Below are 24,478 nucleotides of genomic sequence, written 5' to 3'. Positions count from 1 at the left end.
GATCCAGCGCAGCGTGCAGGATCCGCTGGCGGAGATGATCCTTTCCGGCGACGTGCGCGACGGCTCAGAGGTAAAACTCTCGGCCACCAGGGCCGGCCTCACCTTCAACGGCAAGAAGCCGGAGAACGCAGCGGCGGACGAATTCGAACCGGTGTGAGACAGGCCCGATTGCCCACGACGCGCTGTCATCGCCGCGTCGTCTGGGCGCATCATATGCAAGCCGAATATACCAGCTGACCTGCAACCAGGAGAGCGCCATGACGCAGCACAAGATCAAGGACAACATGGAGGTCATCGGCGCCGATGGCGTGCATGTCGGCACCGTCGATCACGTCGAGGGCAATCGCATCAAGCTCAAGAAAAGCGACAGCGACGGCTTCCACAAGGGCCATCACCACTTCATCGAGCTCGGCTTCGTGGCGGGTGTCGAAGGCTCCAAGGTTCGGCTCTCGGCCAACGCCGCGATTGCGGTGACCCTCGAGGAAGAGAAGTCCGGCAAGCCCGTCGATTGAGGCAGGTACCTCTGCAAGAGCGTGAGCCATTCGAGCCCTTGTAAAGGTTCCACTGGCATGCTCCTCTGCCGCTGTCTGGACGCCGATCCGGCGTCCAGCGCCTGCCTTTTGTCGTCGTGGAAGTGCCGTTTAGTCAAGGAGACATGCGTGCCATCAGCCGTTCCGCAACCGGTCGCTGCGAAGCTGACGCGCGCGGCCATCTTCCTTGCGGTCACGCTCAAGCCCAATCCGGAATATGATGCGGTGGTGCGGTCGCTGTGCGCCGACCTGGGCGCGCTCCTGCGTGCCGTGGGCTTCCGCGATCTCGAGGGCCGGCTGTCATGCGTCATGGGCATCGGCTCCGACGCATGGGACCGGCTGTTCGGTGCGCCGAGGCCGAAAGGCCTGCATCCGTTCCGCGAGATCAATGGCGTCCACCACGCCGTCGCAACGCCGGGCGACCTGCTGTTTCACATCCGCGCCGTGCCGATGGATCTGTGCTTCGAGCTGGCGACCCAGATCATGACGCGGCTCGGCGATGCGGTTGCGACCTCCGACGAGGTGCACGGCTTCAAATATTTCGACGAACGCGACCTGCTCGGCTTCGTCGACGGCACGGAGAATCCGGAGGACCAGGCGGCCACCGACGCCACCATCATCGGCGAGGAGGACGCGGCGTTCGCCGGCGGCAGCTATGTGATCGTGCAAAAATACCTGCACGACCTGAAGAAGTGGAACGAGCTGCCGGTCGAGATGCAGGAAAAGATCATCGGCCGAACCAAACTATCCGACATCGAGCTCGACGATGCGGTGAAGCCGAGCTATGCGCACAACGCGCTGACCACGATCATCGAGAATGGCGAGGAGCTCGATATCGTCCGCGACAACATGCCGTTCGGCAATATCAGCAAGGGCGAGTTCGGCACTTATTTCATCGGCTATGCCAAGTCCCCGCAGCGGATCGAGCAGATGCTGGAGAACATGTTCGTCGGCAAGCCGCCGGGCAATTACGACCGCCTGCTCGACTTCAGCCGCGCCGTCACCGGCATGCTGTTCTTCGTCCCGTCGGCGACCTTCCTGGAGGATGTCGCGAGCGAGGCGCCGGCACCTTCCCCCGCCGAGCCGTCGCTGGACGACGCCGGGGCCGACAACACACCTGCACCAGGAATACCGCCGTCCGACGGCTCGCTCGGGATCGGCTCACTGAAAGGAGAGGCTGGACATGAATAATCTTCATCGGGGACTCGCCCCTATCTCGGACGCGGCATGGGCCCAGATCGAAGAGGAGGCCTCGCGCACGTTGAAGCGCCATCTGGCGGCGCGCCGTGTCGTCGACGTCGACGGTCCGAAGGGAACGGATTTCTCCGCGGTCGGCACCGGTCATCTCAAGAAGATTGCGGCGCCGGGCGACGGGGTCGAGGCGACGCAGCGCGACGTCCGCGCGCTGGTCGAGCTGCGCGTGCCGTTCGAGCTCTCGCGCCAGGCGATCGACGATGTCGAGCGCGGCGCGAATGATTCCGACTGGGATCCGCTCAAGGATGCCGCGCGCAAGATTGCCTTCGCCGAGGATCGCGCGGTGTTCGACGGCTACGCGGCCGCCGGCATTGAGGGTATCCGTCAGGGCACCAGCAACCCGGTGCTGACGCTGCCGTCGAGCGTCAAGAACTATCCCGCCGTGGTCGCGCAGGCGGTCAGCCAGTTGCGGCTTGCCGGCGTCAACGGTCCCTATACGCTGCTGCTCGGCACCGAGCCCTATACCGCGATCGGCGGGGCGACCGACGACGGCTATCCGGTGCTGCAGCACATCCAGCGCCTGATCGACGGCAAGATCATCTGGGCGCCCGCGATCGAGGGCGGCGTCCTGCTGACCACCCGCGGCGGCGATTTCCAGCTCTCGATCGGCCAGGACCTTTCGATCGGCTATCTCAGCCACTCGGCGAAATCGGTTCAGCTGTATTTCCAGGAGACCATCACCTTCCTGATGCTGACGAGCGAGGCGTCAGTGGTGCTTGCGCCGGAGGCGAAGAAACCCGCCTAGCCTTACCGGCGTTGACTCATCCGGGAAGTCTCCGGCCGTGGCCGGAGCTTCCGTTGACCTGCAACGGAGAGGAGGCGCGCAATGGACTACGATCTCTACATCAATCCGAAGAAGACATCGGTCGGTCTTTATGTCCGCAAGGGCGCCGGCCTTCCCGACCTTGCCGATGCCAAGGACTGGGTGTTCGACGGCACCTCGGCGCAGGCCAATCTGCCGCCGCAGCTCGTGAAGGAAATCGAGGCCAACGGCCACGCCTTTCGCGACATGGATTGAGCGCGTCTGCCGGCGCCTTGAGCCTCATCCGTTCCGATTGAATCCGAAGGGGAGCTCAAGATTTTTGTTGGACGCGTTTTCTTCACGCGAACCGGTATCCACTTCGCTCGAAAACGCTCTATTTCTCGCCGAGCTTCACCGGGGCGGTCTCGGGCATCAGGCTCATGGCCACGATGCCGACCGCCGCCGCGAGCAGAAGGTACCAGGACGGCGCCAGCGGATCACCCGACACGTGCAGCAGCCACGTGACCACGAGTTGCGCGGTGCCGCCGAACGTCGCGATGGCGACCGCGTAGATCGTGGCGAACACGCCGCCGCGAATGCTCTGCGGCAGCGCTTCGGTGAAGGCGGCATAGAACGCCGTGAACGGCAGCGATCCGATGAACGACAGGATGCCGAAGCCGAACAGCAGCGACCACGCGCCGGGGTCCTGGACGATCCACAGGAAGGCCGGATAGGTCAGCACCAGCACGACCAGCTGCGGCCAGATCATGATCGGCTTGCGTCCGAGCCGGTCGGCAAGCCAGCCGCCCAGCACCGCGCCGATGATCTGCAGTCCGTTGCTGACCAGCGATACCGTGAACGCCAGCGACGGCGACACATGCAGCGTATTCTTGGCGTAGGTCGTCATGTATTGCGTCACATAGGTAGAGATCGTGCCGCTGGCCAGGATCATCACCGCCAGCACGATGACGCGAAGATGCCGCCGCGCCAGCGCCACATGGCTCGAGCGTTCGACCTGCCCGGCGACGTGCTCGCCGTGCGAGACCGTTTCCGGCAGCGTGCGGCGCATCCAGATGCCGAACGGCAGGCACACGGCCCCGAGCAGGAACGCGACGCGCCATCCATAGGCCTGCAGCATGTCGGGTGCCATCGCGCTGCTCAGGATGACACCGACAAGCGCGCCGACCGTCGCCGCGATCTCCTGGCTGGCGGGCTGCCAGGCGACCACGAGGCCGCGGTTCCTCGGTGCAGCGATCTCGATCAGATAGGCCGTGGTCGGCCCGACCTCGCCGCCGAGCGCAAATCCTTGCACCATCCGCGCCAGGATCACGATGATCGGCGCCACAATGCCGATCGCGGCATAGGAAGGCGTCAGCGCGATGGTCAGGATCGCGCCGCCCATCAGCGCGAAACTCAGCAGCATCGCCGGCCGCCGCCCAACGCGGTCGGAGAAAATGCCGAGCACGATGCCGCCGATCGGCCGCGTCAGGAAACCGGCGCCGAAGGTCGCAAGCGACAGCATGAGGCTGCCGTATTCGCTGTGCGCGGGGAAGAAGGTGCGCCCGATCTCGGTCGCAAAGAAGCTGTAGGTGATGAAGTCGTAGAACTCCAGCATGTTGCCGATGGTCGCGGCAAAGGCTGCGCGCTTGACATCGAACTCTTCCCTGCTTGCAATCTCCGGCAACGCTCTCGGTTCCTTGTCTGCTTGTGCGAGCGGAGTATTATTCCTCCGACCATGTTAGGCAAGGCATGGAGAGCCGCGCGATCTGCATGCGACGCAAGCGACAAGAGGAACAGATCCGATGCCAGCCGACAAACTCTTCATCAATGCCAGGTTCGGTGATGGTACCAGCCGCGATATGCTGGTCCGTGGCGGCCGCATCGTTGCGATCGAGGCGAAAGGCGAACGCCCGAACGGAGTCGAGATCGTCGATCTCGGCAATGCGCTGGTCGTGCCCGGCTTCGTCGAAGGCCACATCCATCTCGACACCAGTTTTTACGGCGATACCTGGCGGCCGCACCGCCCCTGCACCGACGGATTCGACGTCCATGAGCGGGTGGCGTTTCAGGCCGAGAACCTTGCCGCCGCCGCGCCGATGGACGTGCGCGCGCGGAACCAGCTCGACCTCTGCATCGGCCATGGCACGACGCAGATGCGCAGTCACGTCATGGTCGACGGTTCCGTTGGGCTGAAGTCGCTGGAGACCATCCTCGGGGTTCGCGAGGAATACAGGGACTTGATCGATATCCAGCTCGTGGCGTTCCCGCAGAACGGGATCCTCACCAGCCCGGGCACGCCGCAACTGCTCGACGAGGCGATCAAGCTCGGGGCCAATGCCGTCGGCGGGCTCGATCCCGCAAGCTTCGACCGGGATGTCGAGGGCCATCTCGACGTCGTCTTTGGCGTCGCGCAAAAGCACGGCGTCGATGTCGATATCCATCTTCATGACGGCGGCATGCTCGGCGCCTTCGAGGTCGAGCAGATCGCGGCGCGCACGCGTGCGCTCGGCATGGCGGGCCGCGTCACCGTCAGCCACGCTTACGGGCTCGGCGACATTCCCGCCGATGCGCAGAAGAAGACCGCCGACAGTCTGGCGCGCTCGGGCGTGGCGATCATGACGAATGCGCCGGGCAGCCGGCCGTTCCCGCCCGTCGCCCTGTTGAGGAAGGCCGGCGTCACGGTGTTCGGCGGCAACGACAACATCCGCGACTCCTGGTGGCCCTATGGCGACGGCGACATGCTGGGCCGCGCCATGATGATCGGATACCGCTCGGGCTTCTACACCGATGAGGAGCTCGCGATCGCGTTCGACATGATCACCGCGGCCGGCGCCAAGGCGCTCAGGCTCGAGGACTACGGCCTGCATGTGGGGGCCAGGGCCGATTTCGTGACCCTGAACGCCGTGCATATCCAGGAGGCCGTGGTGGCGCGGCCGTCCGGGCGTTCAGTCTACAAGGGTGGCGTACTCGCCGCGCGGGACAACCGCGTCGTCAAGGCGGCCGGCCGATCCTGAATCGGACGTTGCGTCCAATCGAAGGGCTTAGCGGACGGGAGGGATGATCGCGCGGAGGATATCCGCCTTCCAGCGTTGCCGGGCGCCGTCGAACGCCGCAAAATCGTGGTCGAACTGCCAGTAAGCCCACGCCCAGCCATTGCGTTCCGCGCGTCTCGCCATGAACGACAGATACTTCGCGCGGCTCTCCGCGGGCGCGCGCTCATAGACGCCGAACTCGCCAAGATAGATCGGGCGCTGCTCCTTCTCGGACCAGGATCGGATCTTGTCGAACTCGGCCGAGGCCGTGGCCAAGTCTTCCGCGGAGCCCCAGCTCAACGGACCGATCTTCGAGAAGGTCGGCGACCATGGCGCGCCCTGATGAGTGAATCGCAGCGGCAGGTAATAGTGGAATGTGACGATGAGGTTTCGGTCGCCGGCCGGCAGCACCAGCTGATCGATCGGCAGCTCCTCGGTGTTCAGGATCGCGACCACGACGTTGCGCTTCGGGTTCGCATCCCGGATGATCGCAAGACAATCGCCGAGCAGCGCATTCCATTCGGCCGAGGTCATGTTGCCACCGGGCTCGTTCAGGATCTCGAACACCAGCGCCGGGTATTTCCCCGCATAGCGCGATGCGATCTGGCGCCAGAATGCCTTGAGCTTCACGCCGCATTCGGCCACGTCGCGTTGGCAGAGCTCGGTGTCATGCTCATCGAGGATCGGAACCAGCCTGCTGGCCAGCACCTGCTCGATCATGGCATCGAGGCGCCGCAGGACGGCATCATCGAGGATGTTGCCGGAGTCCATATGCCTGAAGCCGAAGAAATTGATCCGGACATGGGAAAAGCCGGCCTTGCGAATCGCGGCGAGGTTTTCCAGGCGGAACGGCGCATTCTGGTAGCCTTCCCAGATGCCGTCATAGCCGAGAATATTGATTCCGCGCCCCAATGCCACGGCGACCGGCGATGCCCCCTGCCCCGCCGCCTTCGCCGGCGCGATCAGCGGGAGTGCAAGTGCCGCCGCCGCCAGCATGACGAAGGCTCTTTGCAGAAGCAATCGGAACGCGGTCATGGCTGCTCCAATTCGCCCGGCTCTACGCGCGACGACGGCACCGGCCGGCAAATGGCGAGGAAGAATGCGATCAGCAGCACCGACGTGAACATCGTCGAGCGAAGGAAGACCGTCTCGGTGAAATTGGTCTGGCAGTTGAGGAAGACGAACCCGATGATCAACGCACAGTGCAGACGGTCGATCGCCCGCCCTGCGATCAGGCAGAGCACCTTGTAGGAAAACAGGAAGACGCTCGCCGTGAACAGGAAATAACCCAGGAATCCGGTCTCGACGAGAATGGCGATATAGCCGTTGTGATAATTGTCGAGCACCCAGCCGTGGTTCTGATTGAAATAATCGTAGATCGCCGGATTGGTCCAGAATCCGTTGATGCCAAATCCGAGCAGCGGCGCGTCATCGAAGTGGCTGATGGCGTACTGCCAGATGAAGGTTCGCTCGGTGAAGTCGATCGTCGTGTCGAAGGCATGAATCGAATCGTATCCGGTCGTATAGAAATACAGGATCAATAGCGCTGCCGCGACGCACATGACACATGGCAGGATCGCGTAGACCTGCATGCACCGGACCGACCACAGGGAGGTGAGCAGCAGCGCGCAGGCAACCAGCGACAGGGCGCCGGCGCCGCGCGACTCCGAGAGCATGACGCAGGTGGAGGCCAGCATGAACGTCACGATGAACGGCAGCCATCCCTGCCCCGTTATCTTTCGATAGCAGGCGAAGAACATGAGATAGGCGCCGGCGAAGCCCAGGGTTTGCTTCGACTCGAAGACGCCCTGCCACTGTCCCTTGTGCATCCAGGTCTGATCGACCCCGATGTCCGGGAGGATCACCGCGCAGAGCGCAGAGGCCGCGATCAGCAAGGACAGGCCGCGGGTGGCCGATGTCACGATGTCGTCGATATCGACGCGGGTGATCATGCAGAACGCGCCAAGCGTCGTGATTGCGAGCGCCGCGGCCTTCATCAGGGCAGCCACGCCGAGGTTGGTCCACAGCACGGAGACAGTGGCGAACGCATAGAACGCGACGATCACGAGCGTGTCGAGATTGGGGGCCAGCCGCAGGCAGGGACGGACGAACAGGCTTGCGTAGATCAGGACGCCCCACATCAGCAGGGCGACGGCCTGCTGCACCAGGGTCAACTCGGTCGGAAGCAGCGCGGCGTGGAAGGTCCCCATCGACATGATCACATTGATGGTGATCGACCAACCGACGACGGTCCTGGCGAAATGTTCCGCCCCGACGCCGGGCGCCTGCCAGATCGAACTGTCGATCGCACGTCCGTCCATTCGGTTGTACTCCGCTCATGGAATGAGCTTGCTGCTCCGGTGGATCGGAGCGGCACGTTGCACTCGTTAGAGGCGTCAGTCTTTGGTTGCCGAGGATCGGGTCCGGTTGAAGAGCAGATAGAGCGCGTGCGGATTGGTCGTCAGGTAGCGCCAGAACAGCCGCCGCGGCTCGAGCCACAGGCGCCAGGCCCACTCGAGGCCGATGATCTGCATCCATCTCGGCGCACGCGGCCGAGAACCGGACAGGAAGTTGAAGAGCCCGCCCGAGGTCTTGATGACGCCGACATTGCCGAGCCGAGGCATGAATTCGTCGACGAAAGCCTGCTCATAGGGCACGCCGAGCGCGACCCAGAGAAAATCAGGCGCCAGGGCGTTGATCTCGTCGACCTTGGTCCGCAGCGCGTCGCCGCGCAGATAGCCGTGCGAATGGCCGACGATCTTGAGTGCCGGATAGGCCCGGCGGACATTGGCGATGGCAGCCTTGTTCTCGGCTTCGTTGGCGCCAAACAGGTAGAAAGTCAGCCCGAGCTCTTCCGCCTTGCGCGCGACGTCGTGAAACAGATCCGTGGTCGCGACGCGCTCGGGAAGCGGATTCGGCGACCGTAGCTTGGACACCATGACCAGCGGTTGCCCGTCGGCGTTGATCAGGTCAGCGGTACGGAACAGCCGGTCCGTCATCGGCTCGGTCGAGCAGCGCGACAGCACCTCGCCGTTGGCGGAGGTCAGATACAGCGGACGATTGGCGCGCCGGTTCGGATGCACAGCCTCGACCATGAACTCGGCGGTCTGCTCCCGATCGAGCACGGCGAGCCGCAGCCCACCGATGGTCGCCCGGGGGACACCGGCCGTCGCAGCCCTGCCGACAGGATTGATACGCCGCTCCCGCCCGCCGTGCGGCAATGATCCGATCTGCGCCGGGGCCGGGGACATCTGCTCGGCCCGCAACGTGTCGCAAATCCGGACAGGCGGAGCAGCCATGTCCGAATTGGGACGCCGAGGCGGCTTGCGGTCGGCCTGCGGGAACGAAATTGCGTAGGAAGCGCGGGTTTTTTGGCTGTGACTCAGCATTTCGGCGGGACTCCAGGACTTGCGAGCCCTTAACTGCAATATCCGGTCCAGACCGGGTGCGATATCTCACCACGGCGCGATTGAACGCATCCTTAAGGGATTGTTAACGATGCTGATCCCTCAGACGCGGCCACGTCGAGATGACAGCCGCTCGCAGTCGATGCGATGAAGGCAATGGCTCGACCCAGCAACAATGTGCAAAGGTCGACGCATTGCATTAATACAAATCGTATTCTGCCGCTGCCCGAGCCGATCGACCTTTGCTATAAGGGCGGCGTGCCGGATACAATCGGCGCTTTGAAACTGTCGTTTTGTTTGGTCTCACATGAATAAGAATGATGACGCGTTCGATGTCAGCATCGACGACGCATTCGACTTCCTGTCTGAAGAGTACGTGAAGTTATTTGAAGGCTCGGACGCGACCGCCTTCCAGCATCCGCTATGGCTGGACAGCCTTTATCGCAAGCTCGCTCCCGCCGCGTCGGCCAAGCCGCTGGTCGTCGCCATCCGCCATCGTGCGAACAAGTCGCTTGCGGCCGTGCTGCCGATGCTGCGCGTGCGGCGCGGCCCGATGCGCACCATCGAATTCGCCGATCTCCGCGTGTCCGACTATCTGTCGCCGGTGTGCAGCATCGCGACCTTCACCGACCTGCTGCAAGACCAGCGCGCCTGCGAAAGGCTTCGACAACTGCTGCGGCCGTTCGACCTGCTGCGCATACCCAAGCTGCTCGATGCGAGGATGCCGATCGAGAATCTGCTCGGAGCGCCCCACCGCAGCCTGATGGATACCAATGCTTACGCGACGGTCCTGGTCGCGCCGTTCGAGCAATGGCAGATCAATGCAATGGGAAAGTCGTACCAGAAGGAACTGGCAAAGAAATGGCGCCAGATCCACAGGAAAGGCATGCTCACCTTCTCATGCTGCGACGATAGCGCTTCGATCGGCGAAGCCATGGAGACGATGAGAAAGTTTCGCGGTCCGCGGTTTCACGAACAGGGTGATGGCGACCTGTTGCAGCGACCGGAGTATTTCGATTTCTACTCGAGCGTGGCGCTTCGCGGCATGGGCTCGTTTGCCCGGCTCTACTCCATGAAGATGGACGGCAACGTCATCGCGGCGGCCCTCGGGCTGGTTCACCGTGACAGCGTCCTTGTCGTCATGACGGCGTTCGATGTCGACGGGTACAAGAGCCAATCGATCGGCGCGCTGACATTCGAGAGCGTCGCCAGGGATTGCATCGAGCGCGGCGGCCGGGTGCTGGACTTCACCATCGGTGACGAACCCTACAAGATGCAGTTCGGCGGTCAGCCGACGCCGATGTCGGCCGTGACGCAGGCCGGGAGCGCGGCCGGCTCGTTCGCGTTGTTTGCCTTGAAGCAGGCGCCCTGGATCAAGCAGGCCGCCAAGCGTGTGACCGATTTCAGGCCGGTCCGCACCTCGACCGGCACGCGCTAGCGCCGCCCGGCGCTGGCAGCCCGATCAGCGGAGCGCGCTGCGGACGCGCATCACCCATCCCGGACGAATCCGGTCCACCCGGTGCGTGATCATGCGGCGCAGGAAGTGCAGCTTCCGCCGCAAGTTCCAGCGCACATCGGTGTTCGACGTCAAGGCCTGGCGGAAGTTTGCCAATTGCAGCGAGTGGTGATCGGCGGCGAGCTTGTCCCGATCGGAATAGAACTGCGCAATCTTGTCCACGCCCATACCGGCGGTCTCCAGCCAGCGCGGCACATAGTCCGTGCAAAGACGTTCGACATCCACCAGCAGGCGGCCGACGCCGGTGCCGGCCGCGGGACAATTGGTCTGAAACGCGTCGCCGATCAACACGACGCCGGGCTGCAGATGGCCCTCGGTCACGGTCAGATCCATGACCCAGTTCTGCACCCGGCCGACCACCTCGAAATCGCCGAGATAGGGCTGCAATCCCGGCATCAGGCGAAGCAGCGTCCGTCTGGTGTCGCGGCGCAGCTCGCGCATGATCGGATCGGTCGGATCGCGGAACATGAACAGGTTCGCCCGCATGCCGCCCGACATCGGAAACAGGCTGAGATAGTCGACACCGTCAGCCGCCTCCTCGCCATAGCAGGTCAGCGCATCGAAATCGAACGGCGCGTTGTCCGGCCGTGCGATCGTGAAGCCGAACGAGACAGAGTGGCGCGCAGCAAGCATCTGCCGGCGCATTCCGAGACTGTGGCCGAGCACGTTCGCCATGCCGGTCGCCAGAACGACCAGACGCGAGACGACGCGTTTTCCCGAGGCCAGCGTCAATTGCTGACGTTCCTCGCTGCAGCTGACATTGGTCACCTGGTCGAGCAGCAAGCTCGACGCATCGGGCGTCAGGCCGCGTGCCATGTTGACGAGGTTGGCATAGGAAATCCCGTAGGACCGGCCGACGCCGATATCGACCAGCTTGCCGCTCCTGATGTTGAGCACCCGGTCATAGGGCGCGGCAATGGCCTCGACGTCGTCGATGAAGCCGAGGCGGCGCAGGATATCGATCTGCCGTCCGGCGATCTTTTCGACCCGGAATTCGTCCGGCGGGATCGATCGCTTGTCGATCAGGACGACGCGGTATCCGGCTCGGGCGAGCACAGCCCTTGCAAGCGACCCTGCCAGACCGGCTCCGACAATTGCGACGTCCGCTTCGATGACCTCGGTCTCGCAGGCCACGATCGGCTTGGTCGCATTTTTCTCGGCAATCATGTTTGTCCGCTCCGACGGCTAGAGCGTTTTCGAGCGAAGTGGATACCGGTTCGCGTGAAGAAAACGCGTCAAAACAAGAATCTAGAGCGCCGTTCCGATTCGATCGGAACGGGAAAAGCTCTGGTTGGCCGCAGAACTGCAATTTCCTTGCCTGCGGTGTCGCCTTGCCGATCGAGCACGGCGAGTTCCAGAATCGAGGTTAATGAAAACGTCCGGACCACGATCAGTGGTCTCTCGGCACATGGCTTGCACCACGGTCAGCCATGAAACTGAACTTTTGCAGGCTCCGCAGCGGGATGGCGAGGCGATTGCCAGGCCATCGAGCAGCGACAGACGGCGTTGACGCGCAAACGCAGTCTCATCCGGCTAGGTCCGCGCCACTGGACCGGACGCTCGAGGTAAATCCAACCTGCGCCGTTTGGAGACAGGGCAGACGGCGCCGTTCCAGAATGGAGCAACGCGACCTGGCCCTGTTCACAACTGCGTTGGGCCCGGCAGCCATTCGAAAGGAACGGAATCTTAGCAAGAGAACATTAACACTCCAGGCTTCACCGATTGCTGCGGTCAACAGCCCCACTGGATATTGAGACGTCTCTGGTGATTGCCTCCGTGCTCCAACTGTTACGGCGCGACGTTACGCGCGGCGTTGCCGGGACCATCCTGCTCAAGGTTGGTAGCGGCGGGCTCGCATTCGCGTTGTTCTCGCTCGCCGCGCGGGCGATGACGCCCGACGCGTTTGGAAACTTCGCAACCCTGCTCTCCGTCGCCCAGATCGCCTCGGTGGTGGGCCTGGTCGGCCAGGAGCTGCTCCTGGTTCGGTTCCTCAACGAGTATGAGGTGCGCGGCCAGACCGAGTTCACCAAGGGTGTGCTGCTGTCGAGCCTGAAGAACTCCGCCATCGGGATGCTGATCTCGATCGCCGCGATCGCCGCGGTGGCAAGCATTCGCGGCGAGTGGTGGCTCTTGATCCTGTCGGTCTCGGCGTTCACCGCAATCAATGCAGGGCTCATGCTCGGCAGCCAGATCGCGCGATCCCTGGTCAGCATCCTGATGGGCGAAGGCAATCGGGAGTTCTTCTGGCGCGTCGCCGTCGTCCTGTTCCTGATCGCGGTGCTGTTCGGCCACCGGCAGCTCACCCCCGCCGAGCTGTTCAGCGCGATGTCGGGCGCGATGGCCCTCGGGCTCGTCGTGCAGATCGTATCGATCGTGCGCGTGCTGCCGAACCTGCGGTCGGTCACGGCGCGCTTCGAGGCCTCGCGCTGGAACAAGAGCGCATTCCGGTTCTGGCTCGCCTCCATTCTCGAGGCGGCAAACCAGTATTTCGACGTCATCCTGGTCTACTGGATGCTGGATCCGGCCACCGCCGGCGTCTATTTCGCCGCCTCGCGGCTGGCGAACATCTTCGCGATGCTGTCGGCTGCGCTCTACACGTTCGGGGCGCGCCGGCTGCCCTCGCTGTATTTCAGCAAGAACCACGGCGAGCTCGAACATACGTTGAAGCTGATGGCTGAGGTGACCGCGCTCTGCGTGCTCAGCGGGCTCGTCATTGTCTGGGTGGGTGCCCCCTATCTGCTCGGCCTGTTCGGGCCGCACTTTGCGGCGCAGCAGTGGGTGCTGATCGTGCTCGCGATCGGAACGGCCTTCCAGGCGGCGGGCGGGCCCTCTGCCGCTGTTCTGCAGCTGACAGGCCATGAGCGCGATTATGTTCCCGTCGTCGCAGCCAACGTGGCGCTACGGCTGCTGGGATTTGTCGTGCTGATCCCCTGGCTCGGCGTGCTCGGCGCCGCGATCGCGGCGACGGCTTCGCTGGTCCTCGCCACCATCGCGCTCAACGTGTTGTGCCGGCGGCGGACCGGCGTCGACCCATCCATTCTGGTGCTGTCGCATCTGTGGCCGTCGAAAGGTGATGCCTACGCGGTCCGCGTTGCGGACAGCAACGACTAGAGCGTTTTTCGAGCGAAGTGGATACCGGTTCGCCCGAAGAAAACGCGTCAAAACAAGAATCCGGAGCCACGTTCCGAAACTATCGGAACGGAAAAGGCGCTAGCTTCAGCTGAACCGCCTTCAGCTCGCCAGGCCGAGCGCCTCGCCCTGGCGACCGCGAACGGCGTCATTGACCGCCACGCGATTGACGACCAGCGCGGTTGGGACCGAACCATACCCGGATAGATCGGCCCGCGCCTTGCCGATCGCGGCCGAGTTGGCGGTCCCTTCGCGAATCACGAGGATCACCAGGTCGGCATGGGCAGCCAGCGCCACCGCGGCAGGCTGCAGCGCAAGCGACGATGCGTCGACGATGATCAGGCCGAAATCGGCGCGAATATCGTCCGGCGGATAGGGCGGCGCCTTGCTGCTGGCGCCCAGCAGTTCGACGACCGACGGCAGGTCGGCCTTGATGATCCCCGAGCCTTGCGGCGGCGCGGTCTCGGCGCGCCTTGATTCCATCTCGATCAGCACGCTGAGCATTCCGTTCTTGAGCGCGGATCGGTTCAGCGACCGTGCGACGGTGCTGCCGCCGGCACCGGCCTCGACCGACAGCAGCAGTGCCACCTTGCCGTGCTCTCCCGGAAGCTGCTCGATGTTCTCGATCAGCAGCTCAAGATGCGGACTGAGATCAGGCTCGGCCGTCGACGAGATCGGGGTCTGCCAGACGCTCCTGACCGCGTCCAACGACGCGATGTTGGGAATGCGGGCCAGCACGGGCAATCCCGGCGGCAGCGCAGGTTGCGGCGCGGCCGGCGCAAGTGCGGGCGCCTCGGCCTGACGCAGCGGCGGAATGGCCTTGATCGGGAGCTGCTTCAGATTCAGACCGGGAACGGCGACGATCGCCGTCGACGTCAGCAGCGAGACGATCGCGAGCGCGACCAGCAACAGCGGAAGCGGCGGCAGCGTCGAGCGCACCGGCGGCGTCGCAGGCGATGCGACCTTGGTCTGCGAGCTCTGCAGCAGCCGCTGCTCGTCGGTGGTCTTGTAGCGCGAGAGGAACTGCTCGTAGATATTCTTGTTGGCATCTGCGTCGCGCTGCAATTCCTGCAGCTTGACCAGCGCCTGACCGTCGATCAGGATTTGCTGTTCGACCGCCTTCTGCTGATCCTCGAGCGCTTTCTGCTGATCGCGCTGCGCCTCATATTCCGACTTCGCGGTGTCGATGTTCTTCTTCCGCTCGATCTCGATCTGGCGGTTGAGATCGCTGAGCTGGCTGAGGGCCATCACGAGGTCCGGATGACGATCGCCCAGCACCCCGCGCTTTTGTGCGATCTGGTCGTTGAGCGCGGAGCGCTGGGCGCGCAGCGCGCTCAGCAGGTCCTGCTTGACCGGCCCGTCGACATTGGCCTTCAGGTCGCGCTGCAGCTGCTCGTAGCGAACCTTGGCCTCCTCGGTGCGGGCGCGCGCGGCGGCGACCTGCTGGGTCAGATCGGTGACGCGCAATTGCTGCGTCGTCGATTCCTTGCCGGCGTTGACGATCCGGTGCTCGAGCTTGAATTTCGCAACGGCATCTTCCGAAGACCGCAGGCGGTCGTTCAACGTCTTGAGCCGGCTCTTCAGCCAGTCGGCGGCTTCGTCGGTCGCCACGCTGCGCGTGCCGCGCTGGCTGGCGACGAACGCCTCAGCCACCGCGTTAGCGTAGTACGCCGCGCGCTGCGGGTTGTTGGACGTGAACTTGATGGCGATGACATAGGTCAATCCGCGCCGGGAGATGTCGAGCCGGTTGCGAAACCTGTCGAGCAGGCGCGTCGGGTCGGTCCTGCCGCCGGAGATGTCGCTGTCCTCGGCGACCTTGAGTTGCTCGATCAGCGGCCCGAGAAATCCGTCGGATTTGGCGATCTCGACATAGCTCTGCAGTGCTGCGGCATCCTGACCGATGCCCGGCAGGACGTCCTGATCGGTGGTCACGCGCTGCTCGCGCGGGTCGACCACGACGAGCGCGGTCGCGGCATAGCGCGCCGGAATCAACATCAGCAGAATGACGCCGACCGCGAAGATCACCGCGGCGAGCATTAGAATGCGTTGACCGTTCTCGCGGAAAAAAGCCACCACGCCGGGAATGCTAAGCACGCCTTTGGTGGTTTCCGCAGAGGATCGGCTGGTCTGCACGCCGGCAGTTTCCCACGACGCGGCGGGTTCCGTGGCTTCGGAACGTCTCGGGCCTACGCGGCTACCGAACTTCATGGGGCTGTGACTCGAATTCAACTGACAGTACTGCTCCAACGTAAATATCTATGGTTAATCCACGGTTACCCCCTCCTCATGCGGACGTAACCAATTAGTTAACGAGCCACCTGTACCCTATGTGTGAAACAATGGCTCACGATTGCTGGCAATGTCTGATCGCACGAAATGAGCAGTAACCTCAACACGCGCTACTCGGTCTACGAGCGCGCCTCGCGTGATAAGTACGCGCGCGATAGCGAGGGGGACGATTCCACTCCTTCGACGGGTGAGGAAGCCGTGCTCCACTACAGGCCAAGCGCAGAATTGCGCGAGGCATCGACCGCATCACGCGATCGATCGAACGTGGGCAAGCCAAAGCTGCGTGTCGTCCTGGTGCAGACCCAGGCCGAGAACGCCGGCGCGCAGGAGATATCGCGGCTGCTCGGCGCGGGCCTCAGCGCGCGCGGCTATGACGTCGCCAACCTGTTCTTCTTCCGCAAATCGGATTCGTTCGACGAGCCGCCCAATACATTCTATTGCGCGCCGAGCCGTCCGGGAAACCCGCTGGCGCTGCTGCGGATGCTGTGGACGCTCGCCGGTCATCTCAGGACCCTCAGGCCCAATGTCGTGCTGACCTTCCAGCACTTCGGCAATGTGATCGGCGGAGGCGTCTCGCGCTTCGTCAGCCGCGCCCCGGTGATCGCCAACCAGGTGTCCTCGGCGATGTCGATGAGCATGCCGGTGCGAGCCGCCGACATCATCATGGGCTCGACCGGCTTCTTCCAGTGCATCACGCTGAACTCGCGCGACATGGAACGTGAATACGCGCGCTATCCCGCGACCTATCGCGCGCGCATGACGCACGTCCCCCATGGCTTCGACGACAAGTCGCACAGCCTGCCGAAGAACGTCGCGCGGCAGCAGTTCAAGCTACCCCCGGATCGCACGCTGCTCGGCTGCGCGGCAAGGCTGCATCCGCACAAGCGGCTCGATGCATCGATTCGCCTGCTGGCCGCCGACCAATCCTGGCATCTTGCCCTCGCCGGGCAAGGCGCGGATGAGGAACGGCTGCGAGCCCTGGCGAACGAGCTTGATGTCGCGGACCGGCTACACTTCATCGGCGAGATTCCACCGCGCCAGATGGCCGAATTTCTGGCGTGCCTCGACGTCTTCGTATTTCCGACGCAGGCCGAAACCTTCGGCCTCGCCGCGGTGGAAGCCGCGAGCGCCGGCATCCCCTGCGTCGTCAACGATCTGCCGGTGCTGCGCGAGGTGCTGTCTTACCAAGGGCAGCCTGCCGCGGTGTTCGTTGACGCTGCGAACGAGGCGGAGTTTTCGGCCGCTGTATCGAAAGTCCTGACCGATCGTTTGTTGAGCGACCAGCTGCGGCAAAGCGCCGTAGGCCTGAAGTCGCGTTATTCGTTGGATGCCATGATAGAGGAATACGTCCGGATTCTCGGCAATGCCGTAGGAGTGGACGCGCACTAGGAAATTGGGCTGGACATGATTATCGAGTTTCGCTGCGATCGAGCGCAGGCGCGGCTCTGGATGCGTCGCGAGACGCTGCGCGTCAACGATCAGGATATTCCCGTTCAAATCGCCTGGACGACGACGCCGGGGCCCAGGCCCGCCGGCCTCGACATGCTGTTCGAGCTCGAACGCATCGTGCTGCGCAAGGGCAAGGCGGGCGAGGCCGACAGGCTGAAAACGATTGCGGAACGACCGCGCATGGGCAACCCCGATGTGGTGGTCGACTTCACCACTGCCGCGCGGGACCCGAACTGCTCCGCCGGGCTCTACCTCCGTCCACGCTTCAACGGACAGGCGGGCGAAGCCGCCGCACTGGCCGCCATTCTCGCCGGCGACCTGCCGGTGATTGAAATCGTCAACGAGCTCGACGGCGCGGTGATGGACCGCGGCCATCCCTCGGCGGAAATCGCCGCCGGCCTGAGCGGCGGGCTCGAAACGGTGATGGCACGTACCTTGTCCATGCTGCCGCCGATCCTGTCGAGGGCTCCGCGACTGGTGCCGCAACTGGCTGTGCCGGCGGCCAGCGCGCCGCGAAATCCCGCGCCCTTTGTCCTGCGCGGCGTCGCGACCTCGATCGCGAAGGAAATCTACCGTCTCTGCTGCTACGCGCCGCATTGGCATGTCGGATGGCGCTACGCCGACAACGCGGATGTCTGGCGGACCGGTGACCTGTCGGGACCTGCCTGGAACGTGCTCGGCGATCCTGGCAATCACTTCTATGCCGATCCCGTCCCGGTGAAGTGGCAGGGCAGGACCTTCGTGTTCTTCGAAGACCTCGACCACCGCACCGGCAAGGGCATCATCTCCACGATCGAATTCGACGGCAAGGGTCCGGTTGGCACGGTGCTGCCGGTGCTCGAAGAGCCCTGGCACCTGTCCTACCCGTTCCTGATCGAGAACAACGGCGAACTGTGGATGATCCCGGAAAGCACCGCGCATCGGGACGTCCCGATCTACAAATGCGTCCGCTTTCCCGACAAGTGGGAACGGCAAGGCACGCTGCTGTCAGGGCTCGAACTCGCCGACGCGACCATCACGCAGCATGACGGCCTCTACTACATGTTCGGCGCCTGGCGCGACGGCACCGGCGGATATTCCGACACGCTGGCGATCTATTACGCCGAGCAGTTGTTCGGCCCCTGGCGTCCGCATGCAAGCAATCCGATCCTGATCGATCGCGCGACGACGCGGCCGGCCGGCAATTTCGTGACCATCAACGGCAAGCTGTGGCGGCCGGTGCAGGACTGCAGCAACGGATACGGCGCGGCGCTCGGACTTGCGGAAGTGCTCGAACTGTCGCCGACGACTTACCGGCAGGCCGTGCGCCATCTGCTCAAACCCGGGCCGCTGTGGACCGGACGCAAGCTGCACACGCTCAACCGCTGCGGCCGGCTCGAGGTGATCGACGGCTCGCGGGTTCAGCCGAAGACCACAGCCTTGCTGAACAGCCTGCGGTCAAGCGACCAGTCGGCGCAGCGGGAATGGCAAAACACGCTGGCGAAGCCGATCGCACGTCGGCTCCACTAGCGCCTCGGTCGACCCGGTTCAGTTCAGGTCGGCACTCAGCACGCCGCCGAACTGCTCCCATGAGCTTCCGGTCCAGCGTTGCAGCTGAAGCTGCGTATAGGCCATGCTGTTGTCGGGGCCTGTGTTGATGGTGATGCCCGGCATCAGCGTCGGCAGCACGAGCCCTCTGATGTTGCGCGCCTGCTTCACGATGTTCTCGCGCGACAGGTCGTCGCCGCACTGCTTCAGCACCTGCTCCAGAATCCGGCCCTGCTGGGTGCCAAACAGATAATTGTTGTCGCCGATATCGGCGCCGGGAAGATACTTCTCGAAATGGGCGCGATACCATTTCATGCCGGGATCGTCGGCCCACTTCCTGTCGTTCGGGTCCTTGGTGATGGTCGCCACCACAACGCCCACCGCCTTGTCCGCCCCCGCCGGCACGATGGTCGCGGAAACCGAGCTCGACACGTAGTTGACGATGGTCAGCGGCGACCATCCGATCTCGTTCGCCTTCTTGATCGCTTGGGCCGCGAATTTCGGCGTGCCGGCGATCAGGAACGCCTGCGCACCCGACGCCTTTAGCGTCACCACGCGGGATTCGATGGTCGGCTCGGTGACCTCATAGGGAGACGTCACCACCTTCCTGTCGAAATCGGCCTTCAGCACTTCCTTGAACGCGGCCACGAAATCGCGGCCGAGATCGTCGTTCTGGTAGAGGATCGCGATCTTCGCATCGGGCGCCGTCTGCGTGACGTATTTTGCGTAGATCTTCCCTTCGGTGTTGTAGCTCGGCAGCCCCGTGGTGGTCAGCGGAAACTCGGTGAAGTTCGCAAACTTCGTCGCGCCGCTGACGACGAACAGATGCGGCACCTTCTTCGCGGTGACGTATTTGACGGTCGCGCCGATGCCGGGCGTGCCGAGCGGGCTGAACAGGAACGCCACCTCGTCGCTCTCGATCAGCTTGCGGGTCTGCTCCACGGCCTTGGGCGGCGTGTAGGCATCGTCATAGGTGATGAGGTTGATCTTGCGGCCGTTGATGCCGCCGCGGTCGTTGACGGAATGGACGTAGGCGATCAGGCCCTTGCCGGTGTTGCTGAGCGGCGATGCCGGCCCGCTGAACGGGAACGTCGCACCGACCTTGACCTCCGACTCCGAGACCCCTGGTGTTTCGGCGCGGACTGGAGCTGCGGCAGCGCCGCAAGCATCGCAACGGATACGGCAAACGTCTTCAACAACATGAAATTCCCCCTGAGCTTTTATGAATTGACCAACTCTTGCGACCGGCGCGCGGCGCCTACCAGGCTTCGCCGAACGGCCTGATCTCGACATTGAATGACCACGCGCTGCGATCCTGATGGGCGACGTGCCAGACCTCGTCGGCGATCGCTTTCGGCTTGATGAAGAAATCGTCCGGCCGATCCGGCCAGCGCTTCCGCGTCCACTCCAGATCGATCACGGCATCGATCACGAGATAGGCGACGTGAACGCCCTGCGGCCCAAGATCGCGGGCCATCGCCTCGGCGAGAATCCGCTGCGCCGCCTTGGTCGGTGCGAACCCCGCGAAGCCGGCCTTGCCGCGCAATGCCGAGGTGTTGCCGGTCGCGACGATGGCGCCCTTGCCGGCAGCGATCATCGCCGGGGCGAACCGCCGCGCCAGGTACAACAGTCCCATCGTGTTGACCTGGAAGTTGCGATTGAGAATCTCCGGATCGATCTCGCGGAAGGTGCCGAACGCGCCGCCGACGGCGTTGTGTATGACCACGGCGGGATTGCCGAGATCGCGCTCCACGGCCGAGGCCACCGCCTCGATCTGCGCGGGAGCGGACACATCGCACCGATAGGCCTTTGCGCCCGGCAGCTGCTGCTCGAGCGCGGCGAGACGCTCCGCGTTCCTGGCGAGAAGCGCGACGCGATAGCCGCCCTCGGTGAATCTTCTGGCGAGCGCCGAACCGGTGCCGGGCCCAACGCCGGATATCAGACAGACAGGTGCGGTCATACGATCAACCCTCCGCGTTGCGGCCGATGGCCTTCATGGTCAGGCGGCCGCCTTCGACAGCAGCTTCTCGACGTAAGGCTTGAGGTCCGGTCTGACGTGCTCATGCGTGATCAGGCGGTCAAAGTGAGCAAACATCAACGGATACTCATCCTGCGCGCCCGGGTGCAGGATTTTCGTCAATCCCTGCTTTTGCAGCTGCTCGGTCCGCGCATGTTCATTCATGAACAGCGCGAGTTCGGCGGCAAAGCAGATGTCGGCAATCGAGACACCGTTCCCGACCAGCGCCTCCCGCCGCGGCGACAGCGCCTGCTCGATGCCGGACGCATAGATCGCGAACGCATCCTTGGCCCGCGCATGAATGGCCGCATCGACGGTGCCGCCCGAGAGCGCCAGCAGATAGATTTGCGAGTCCCGCGCGAACACCAGGCTGACATCGAGAAAACTGTCGATCCGCGACGCCTCATAGGCGTCGCGCCCGTAGAGCGGGAATGCTGCCGCGCCGAGCCGCGCCACCGCGCGCATGATGCTGTTCGATTCGAAGATCCCGACCTTGCCGTCGGCGCCGAACGCCGCCGGCACATTGCCGAACGGCTGTGCCGCCATGAACGCATCGGTCTTGAAGAGCTGCGCGCCGGTCAGTCCGACCCGCCCGGTGCGCGCCAGCGACGACAGCGAGGCGCGCTCGCGCTCCGCCAGCGGGCGGGCATCATAGTCCCACAACCAGTCCCGCAGCTCCTTGCCCGAGGCGCCCCTGACCTCGACATCGACACCGCAGAACCGCGCCGCGATGGTCGCCTTCCAGACGCGCGGGTTCGGCAGATAGGAGAAGATGCGCAAGGCGGCCATGGCGGCTGCTCCGGTGCTGATGCCTCAGGCGGCGAGCTTCAGGATCTTGACGACGTCGCCGGGCTCGCGGATCGGCTGCGGGTTGGCCCGCGTGAAGATCGACAGCATGGCGTTCCGGCCGATCAGCTCGAAGCGGTCTTCGCCGACGCCGACATCGGCAAGCCGCCGCGGCAGGCCGAGCTCCGCGATGAACGCCGCAAACGCCTCGCCGGCGTCGCACCCCGGTGCGCCGAGCGCGGCGGCGATCGATTGCTGGGCGGCCTCCGTCGCCGGGCGATTGTAGCGGAGCACGCTCGGCATCATCACCGCCGTGCAGAAATAATGCGGCACGTCGCAGGTGCCGCCGAGCACATGGCCGATGGCGTGGCTGGCGCCCATCGGCACCCGCGACTGCAATCCGAACGCCGACAGCCAGGAGCCGAGTTGGCAGCTCAGCCGCGCCGCCGCGTCGTCGGGGTGGGCCTTGGTGCGCAGCAGACCATCGTGCAGATAGCGCAGCCCCTGCTGGCACACTGCATCGACCAGCACGTTGGGGCGGCTGGAGCAGATCGCCTCGATGCCGTGATCCATCGCCCGCGTCCCGGAGCCGAGCCAGAGCTTCTCCGGCGTGTATTTCGTGATCGCGGGATCGAGGATGATGCTGCGCGGCATCATCATCGGGTGGTTGAAGATCTGCTTCAGCTTGCGGCTGGTATCGGTGACCAGCGCGCCGGAATTGTATTCGCCACCGGACAGCGTGCTGGGAATCGCGATCATCCGGACCTTCGGCGAGCGGAACGGCCCGAAGCGCCGTTCCGGCGTGGTCTCGAAGCCGTCGAGCCCGGCCGGCTCGAAGATCGCGTGCTCGATGCACATCAGCACGATCTTCGCCGCATCGACCACCGAGCCGCCGCCGATCGCGACGACGAGGTCCGCCCTGGCCTCGCTGGCCTGCCGCGCGATCCGCGTCACAACGTCCCGCGTCGTATGCTGCGGCACGCCGTCAAAGGTCACGGCATGACGATCGCCGAGTGCTTGACGGATTTTCTCGATCTCGTCGGTCGTGGTGTTCAACGTCCGGCTGGCGATCAGATAGACGCGCTTGGCGCCCAGCCGCTCGGCCTCTTCGCGCAGAGCCTCGGCCGCCGGCTTGCCGTAGATCACGGATTCCATGGCGGGATATTGATGGCTGCCGGTGACGCCCATGCTGTTCACTCCCTCGATGTGTCCGTGAGTTACGCCGCCGGTCAGGCCGACAGCTTGGTGAAATCAGGTTGACGCCGTTCCGCGAAGGCAGCAAAGGCCTCGCGCGCCTCGGGCGTCGCCAACCTCTCCTTGAACAGCACGCCTTCCTCGGCGATCTGCGCCGCGATCCGTTGCTGCTCACGCATCAGCTTCTTGGTCATGCCGAGCGAACCCGCCGGTCGCCTGGTCAGCGCGATCGCCACGTCATGCGCCCTCTGGCGCAGATCGGCCTGCGGCACCACAGCATTGGCGAGGCCCGATGCCAGCGCGCCCTGCGCATCCATCGGCTCGCCGAGCGCGAACATCGCATAGGCGCGCGCGTGCCCGATCCGCAGCGGCAACAGCCAGCTCGACGCCGCTTCCGGAACCAGAGCGAGGTTGACGAAGGGCGTGATCAGCCGGGCGTTCTCGGCGAGATAGACCAGGTCGCAATGCAGCAGCATGGTGGTACCGACGCCGACCGCATTGCCCTGCACGGCCGCGACCAGCGGCTTGCCGACCTTGCTGATGGTTTCGATAAAGCGATGCGCGGGGCTATCGACTTCGCTTTCGCCGCGCGCCTGGCTCGCAAAGTCGGCGAGGTCGTTGCCCGCGGTAAAGCTGTCGCCGTCGCCCTGGAACAGGACGACGCGGACGGCCGGGTCGGTCTCAGCCTGCTTCAGCGCCTGCGACATCGCGTTATACATGGCGCCGGTCAGCGCGTTCTTCTTCTCGGGCCGCTGCAAGGTCAGCGTCATGACGCCGGCGGCGATCTCAACCTTGACATGCTCGGTCATGGCACTCTCCCGTCAGGCGACCGCGCGGGCCGGCGTGGTTTCGAACTTGCCGTCGAGGAAGCCGGTCAACCGCTGCCGGATGATGGCTTCGGCTTCAACCATGATACGGTCGATCAGCTCCTTGACGGTCGGGATGTCGTGGATCAAGCCGACCACCATGCCGCAGCTCCAGGCGCCGGCGTCCATCTCGCCGTCGATCATCACCTTCGGATAGACGCCGGCGACCTGCTCATGGATATCCTCGATCTTCAGCCTGGCGCCCTTCTCGCGCTCGATCTCGAGCAGTTCATCGACGCCCTTGTTCTTCAGCACCCGCTCGGTGTTGCGCAGCGCGCGCATCACGAGACGGGTGTCGAGTTCGTCGGCGTCGAGCAGCGCCTGCTTCACATTAGGATGAACCGGCGCTTCCTTGGTCGCGATGAAGCGGGTGCCCATGTTCATGCCGGCAGCGCCCATCGAAAGCGCCGCGACAAGGCTGCGTGCATCCGCCATGCCGCCCGAGGCGACGAACGGGATCTTCAATTCGTCGGCCGCGCGCGGCAGCAGGATCATGTTCGGGATGTCATCCTCGCCGGGGTGACCGCCGCACTCGAAGCCGTCGACGCTGACCGCGTCGCAGCCGATCTTCTCGGCCTTCAGCGAATGCCGCACCGAGGTGCATTTGTGAATCACCTTGATGCCGGCCGCCTTCAGCGCAGGCATGTACTGCTCCGGGCTGCGGCCCGCGGTTTCCACCGCCTTGACGCCGCCCTCGCGGATCGCCGCGATGTATTCGGGATAGGGCGGCGCGGTGAAGC

At 64.2% G+C, this 24,478-nt stretch carries 21 protein-coding genes; 9 read left to right on the top strand and 12 right to left on the bottom strand.

Going from position 1 to position 24,478, the window contains the following annotated elements; translation table 11 throughout:
* The first annotated feature begins 257 nt into the window (after positions 1–257).
* From AKL29_RS31380 to AKL29_RS31365, 4 genes are all read left to right on the top strand, one after another.
* Positions 258–512 (top strand): DUF2171 domain-containing protein, encoded by a 255-nt coding sequence (locus AKL29_RS31380; protein ID WP_028334888.1) that lies wholly within the window; start codon positions 258–260, stop codon positions 510–512.
* A 147-nt stretch (positions 513–659) separates the two neighbouring features.
* Complete coding sequence (locus tag AKL29_RS31375; RefSeq protein WP_050386832.1) at positions 660–1,721, top strand: Dyp-type peroxidase; 1,062 nt, start codon at positions 660–662, stop codon at positions 1,719–1,721.
* Complete coding sequence (locus AKL29_RS31370; protein WP_028334886.1) at positions 1,714–2,529, top strand: family 1 encapsulin nanocompartment shell protein; 816 nt, start codon at positions 1,714–1,716, stop codon at positions 2,527–2,529. Before AKL29_RS31375 ends, AKL29_RS31370 begins: the two co-directional genes overlap by 8 nt.
* An 81-nt stretch (positions 2,530–2,610) precedes the next feature.
* On the top strand, positions 2,611–2,802 hold the full coding sequence (locus tag AKL29_RS31365) for a hypothetical protein (protein ID WP_028334885.1): 192 nt from the start codon (positions 2,611–2,613) through the stop codon (positions 2,800–2,802).
* Between the two features lie 118 nt (positions 2,803–2,920).
* Here the strand turns inward: AKL29_RS31365 and AKL29_RS31360 are convergent, their stop codons facing one another.
* Complete coding sequence (locus AKL29_RS31360; protein ID WP_050386831.1) at positions 2,921–4,210, bottom strand: MFS transporter; 1,290 nt, start codon at positions 4,208–4,210, stop codon at positions 2,921–2,923.
* Positions 4,211–4,328: 118 nt separating this feature from the next.
* On the opposite strand from AKL29_RS31360, the gene AKL29_RS31355 reads away from it, so the two are divergent.
* Complete coding sequence (locus AKL29_RS31355; protein ID WP_050386830.1) at positions 4,329–5,540, top strand: amidohydrolase family protein; 1,212 nt, start codon at positions 4,329–4,331, stop codon at positions 5,538–5,540.
* Between the two features lie 27 nt (positions 5,541–5,567).
* Here the strand turns inward: AKL29_RS31355 and AKL29_RS31350 are convergent, their stop codons facing one another.
* The 3 genes from AKL29_RS31350 to AKL29_RS31340 form a co-directional block, all read right to left on the bottom strand.
* Positions 5,568–6,593: a glycoside hydrolase family 5 protein gene (locus AKL29_RS31350; RefSeq protein WP_050386829.1), complete on the bottom strand. Its 1,026-nt coding sequence runs from the start codon at positions 6,591–6,593 to the stop codon at positions 5,568–5,570.
* Positions 6,590–7,879, bottom strand: a complete 1,290-nt coding sequence (locus tag AKL29_RS31345; protein ID WP_050386828.1) for an O-antigen ligase family protein — start codon at positions 7,877–7,879, stop codon at positions 6,590–6,592. Before AKL29_RS31345 ends, AKL29_RS31350 begins: the two co-directional genes overlap by 4 nt.
* Positions 7,880–7,954: 75 nt before the next feature.
* Positions 7,955–8,809: a WecB/TagA/CpsF family glycosyltransferase gene (locus AKL29_RS31340; RefSeq protein WP_050386827.1), complete on the bottom strand. Its 855-nt coding sequence runs from the start codon at positions 8,807–8,809 to the stop codon at positions 7,955–7,957.
* Positions 8,810–9,272: 463 nt separating this feature from the next.
* Here AKL29_RS31340 and AKL29_RS31335 point away from each other — a divergent pair, with 463 nt between their 5' ends.
* On the top strand, positions 9,273–10,403 hold the full coding sequence (locus AKL29_RS31335; protein ID WP_050386826.1) for a GNAT family N-acetyltransferase: 1,131 nt from the start codon (positions 9,273–9,275) through the stop codon (positions 10,401–10,403).
* Between the two features lie 24 nt (positions 10,404–10,427).
* Here the strand turns inward: AKL29_RS31335 and AKL29_RS31330 are convergent, their stop codons facing one another.
* Positions 10,428–11,648, bottom strand: a complete 1,221-nt coding sequence (locus AKL29_RS31330) for an FAD-dependent oxidoreductase (protein WP_050386825.1) — start codon at positions 11,646–11,648, stop codon at positions 10,428–10,430.
* Between the two features lie 618 nt (positions 11,649–12,266).
* On the opposite strand from AKL29_RS31330, the gene AKL29_RS31325 reads away from it, so the two are divergent.
* Positions 12,267–13,592, top strand: coding sequence for a lipopolysaccharide biosynthesis protein (locus AKL29_RS31325; protein WP_428841172.1), 1,326 nt, complete (start codon positions 12,267–12,269; stop codon positions 13,590–13,592).
* A 120-nt stretch (positions 13,593–13,712) separates the two neighbouring features.
* Here AKL29_RS31325 and AKL29_RS31320 read toward each other — a convergent pair whose 3' ends face one another.
* Complete coding sequence (locus AKL29_RS31320; RefSeq protein WP_050386823.1) at positions 13,713–15,818, bottom strand: GumC family protein; 2,106 nt, start codon at positions 15,816–15,818, stop codon at positions 13,713–13,715.
* A 279-nt stretch (positions 15,819–16,097) separates the two neighbouring features.
* On the opposite strand from AKL29_RS31320, the gene AKL29_RS31315 reads away from it, so the two are divergent.
* A complete protein-coding gene (locus tag AKL29_RS31315; RefSeq protein WP_050386905.1) occupies positions 16,098–17,288 on the top strand; it encodes a glycosyltransferase family 4 protein in 1,191 nt (396 codons plus the stop codon).
* 15 nt (positions 17,289–17,303) lie between these two features.
* Positions 17,304–18,857 carry a glucosamine inositolphosphorylceramide transferase family protein gene (locus tag AKL29_RS31310; RefSeq protein WP_050386822.1) on the top strand — a complete coding sequence of 518 codons (1,554 nt, stop codon included), beginning with the start codon at positions 17,304–17,306 and terminating at the stop codon, positions 18,855–18,857.
* 18 nt (positions 18,858–18,875) lie between these two features.
* Here AKL29_RS31310 and AKL29_RS31305 read toward each other — a convergent pair whose 3' ends face one another.
* From AKL29_RS31305 to AKL29_RS31280, 6 genes are all read right to left on the bottom strand, one after another.
* Positions 18,876–20,168 carry an ABC transporter substrate-binding protein gene (locus tag AKL29_RS31305; RefSeq protein ID WP_244482523.1) on the bottom strand — a complete coding sequence of 431 codons (1,293 nt, stop codon included), beginning with the start codon at positions 20,166–20,168 and terminating at the stop codon, positions 18,876–18,878.
* Complete coding sequence (locus AKL29_RS31300; protein WP_050386821.1) at positions 20,134–20,835, bottom strand: SDR family NAD(P)-dependent oxidoreductase; 702 nt, start codon at positions 20,833–20,835, stop codon at positions 20,134–20,136. The genes AKL29_RS31305 and AKL29_RS31300 overlap by 35 nt, the downstream gene beginning before the upstream one ends.
* Before the next feature lie 39 nt (positions 20,836–20,874).
* The gene (locus AKL29_RS31295; protein WP_050386820.1) at positions 20,875–21,681 is read right to left on the bottom strand and encodes a glutathione S-transferase family protein; all 807 of its coding nucleotides are present in this window, start codon (positions 21,679–21,681) and stop codon (positions 20,875–20,877) included.
* A 24-nt stretch (positions 21,682–21,705) separates the two neighbouring features.
* Positions 21,706–22,866 carry an iron-containing alcohol dehydrogenase gene (locus AKL29_RS31290; protein WP_050386819.1) on the bottom strand — a complete coding sequence of 387 codons (1,161 nt, stop codon included), beginning with the start codon at positions 22,864–22,866 and terminating at the stop codon, positions 21,706–21,708.
* Between the two features lie 41 nt (positions 22,867–22,907).
* A complete protein-coding gene (locus AKL29_RS31285; protein WP_050386818.1) occupies positions 22,908–23,681 on the bottom strand; it encodes an enoyl-CoA hydratase-related protein in 774 nt (257 codons plus the stop codon).
* Between the two features lie 12 nt (positions 23,682–23,693).
* The coding region (locus tag AKL29_RS31280; protein WP_244482522.1) for an NAD(P)H-dependent flavin oxidoreductase at positions 23,694–24,478 on the bottom strand (785 nt) is incomplete at its 5' end.

It is taken from the genome of Bradyrhizobium pachyrhizi, assembly GCF_001189245.1.
Taxonomy (GTDB): domain Bacteria; phylum Pseudomonadota; class Alphaproteobacteria; order Rhizobiales; family Xanthobacteraceae; genus Bradyrhizobium; species Bradyrhizobium pachyrhizi.
This window is presented reverse-complemented; position numbering and strand designations above follow the sequence as displayed.

Coding starts and splice junctions, on each gene's coding strand:
- AKL29_RS31380 (WP_028334888.1), top strand. CDS start 258: ATGACGCAGCACAAGATCAAGGACAACATGGAGGTCATCGGCGCCGAT.
- AKL29_RS31370 (WP_028334886.1), top strand. CDS start 1,714: ATGAATAATCTTCATCGGGGACTCGCCCCTATCTCGGACGCGGCATGG.
- AKL29_RS31365 (WP_028334885.1), top strand. CDS start 2,611: ATGGACTACGATCTCTACATCAATCCGAAGAAGACATCGGTCGGTCTT.
- AKL29_RS31355 (WP_050386830.1), top strand. CDS start 4,329: ATGCCAGCCGACAAACTCTTCATCAATGCCAGGTTCGGTGATGGTACC.
- AKL29_RS31350 (WP_050386829.1), bottom strand. CDS start 6,593: ATGACCGCGTTCCGATTGCTTCTGCAAAGAGCCTTCGTCATGCTGGCG.
- AKL29_RS31345 (WP_050386828.1), bottom strand. CDS start 7,879: ATGGACGGACGTGCGATCGACAGTTCGATCTGGCAGGCGCCCGGCGTC.
- AKL29_RS31340 (WP_050386827.1), bottom strand. CDS start 8,809: ATGTCCCCGGCCCCGGCGCAGATCGGATCATTGCCGCACGGCGGGCGG.
- AKL29_RS31335 (WP_050386826.1), top strand. CDS start 9,273: ATGAATAAGAATGATGACGCGTTCGATGTCAGCATCGACGACGCATTC.
- AKL29_RS31330 (WP_050386825.1), bottom strand. CDS start 11,648: ATGATTGCCGAGAAAAATGCGACCAAGCCGATCGTGGCCTGCGAGACC.
- AKL29_RS31320 (WP_050386823.1), bottom strand. CDS start 15,818: ATGAAGTTCGGTAGCCGCGTAGGCCCGAGACGTTCCGAAGCCACGGAA.
- AKL29_RS31310 (WP_050386822.1), top strand. CDS start 17,304: ATGATTATCGAGTTTCGCTGCGATCGAGCGCAGGCGCGGCTCTGGATG.
- AKL29_RS31305 (WP_244482523.1), bottom strand. CDS start 20,168: ATGTCGAGATCAGGCCGTTCGGCGAAGCCTGGTAGGCGCCGCGCGCCG.
- AKL29_RS31300 (WP_050386821.1), bottom strand. CDS start 20,835: ATGACCGCACCTGTCTGTCTGATATCCGGCGTTGGGCCCGGCACCGGT.
- AKL29_RS31295 (WP_050386820.1), bottom strand. CDS start 21,681: ATGGCCGCCTTGCGCATCTTCTCCTATCTGCCGAACCCGCGCGTCTGG.
- AKL29_RS31290 (WP_050386819.1), bottom strand. CDS start 22,866: ATGGGCGTCACCGGCAGCCATCAATATCCCGCCATGGAATCCGTGATC.
- AKL29_RS31285 (WP_050386818.1), bottom strand. CDS start 23,681: ATGACCGAGCATGTCAAGGTTGAGATCGCCGCCGGCGTCATGACGCTG.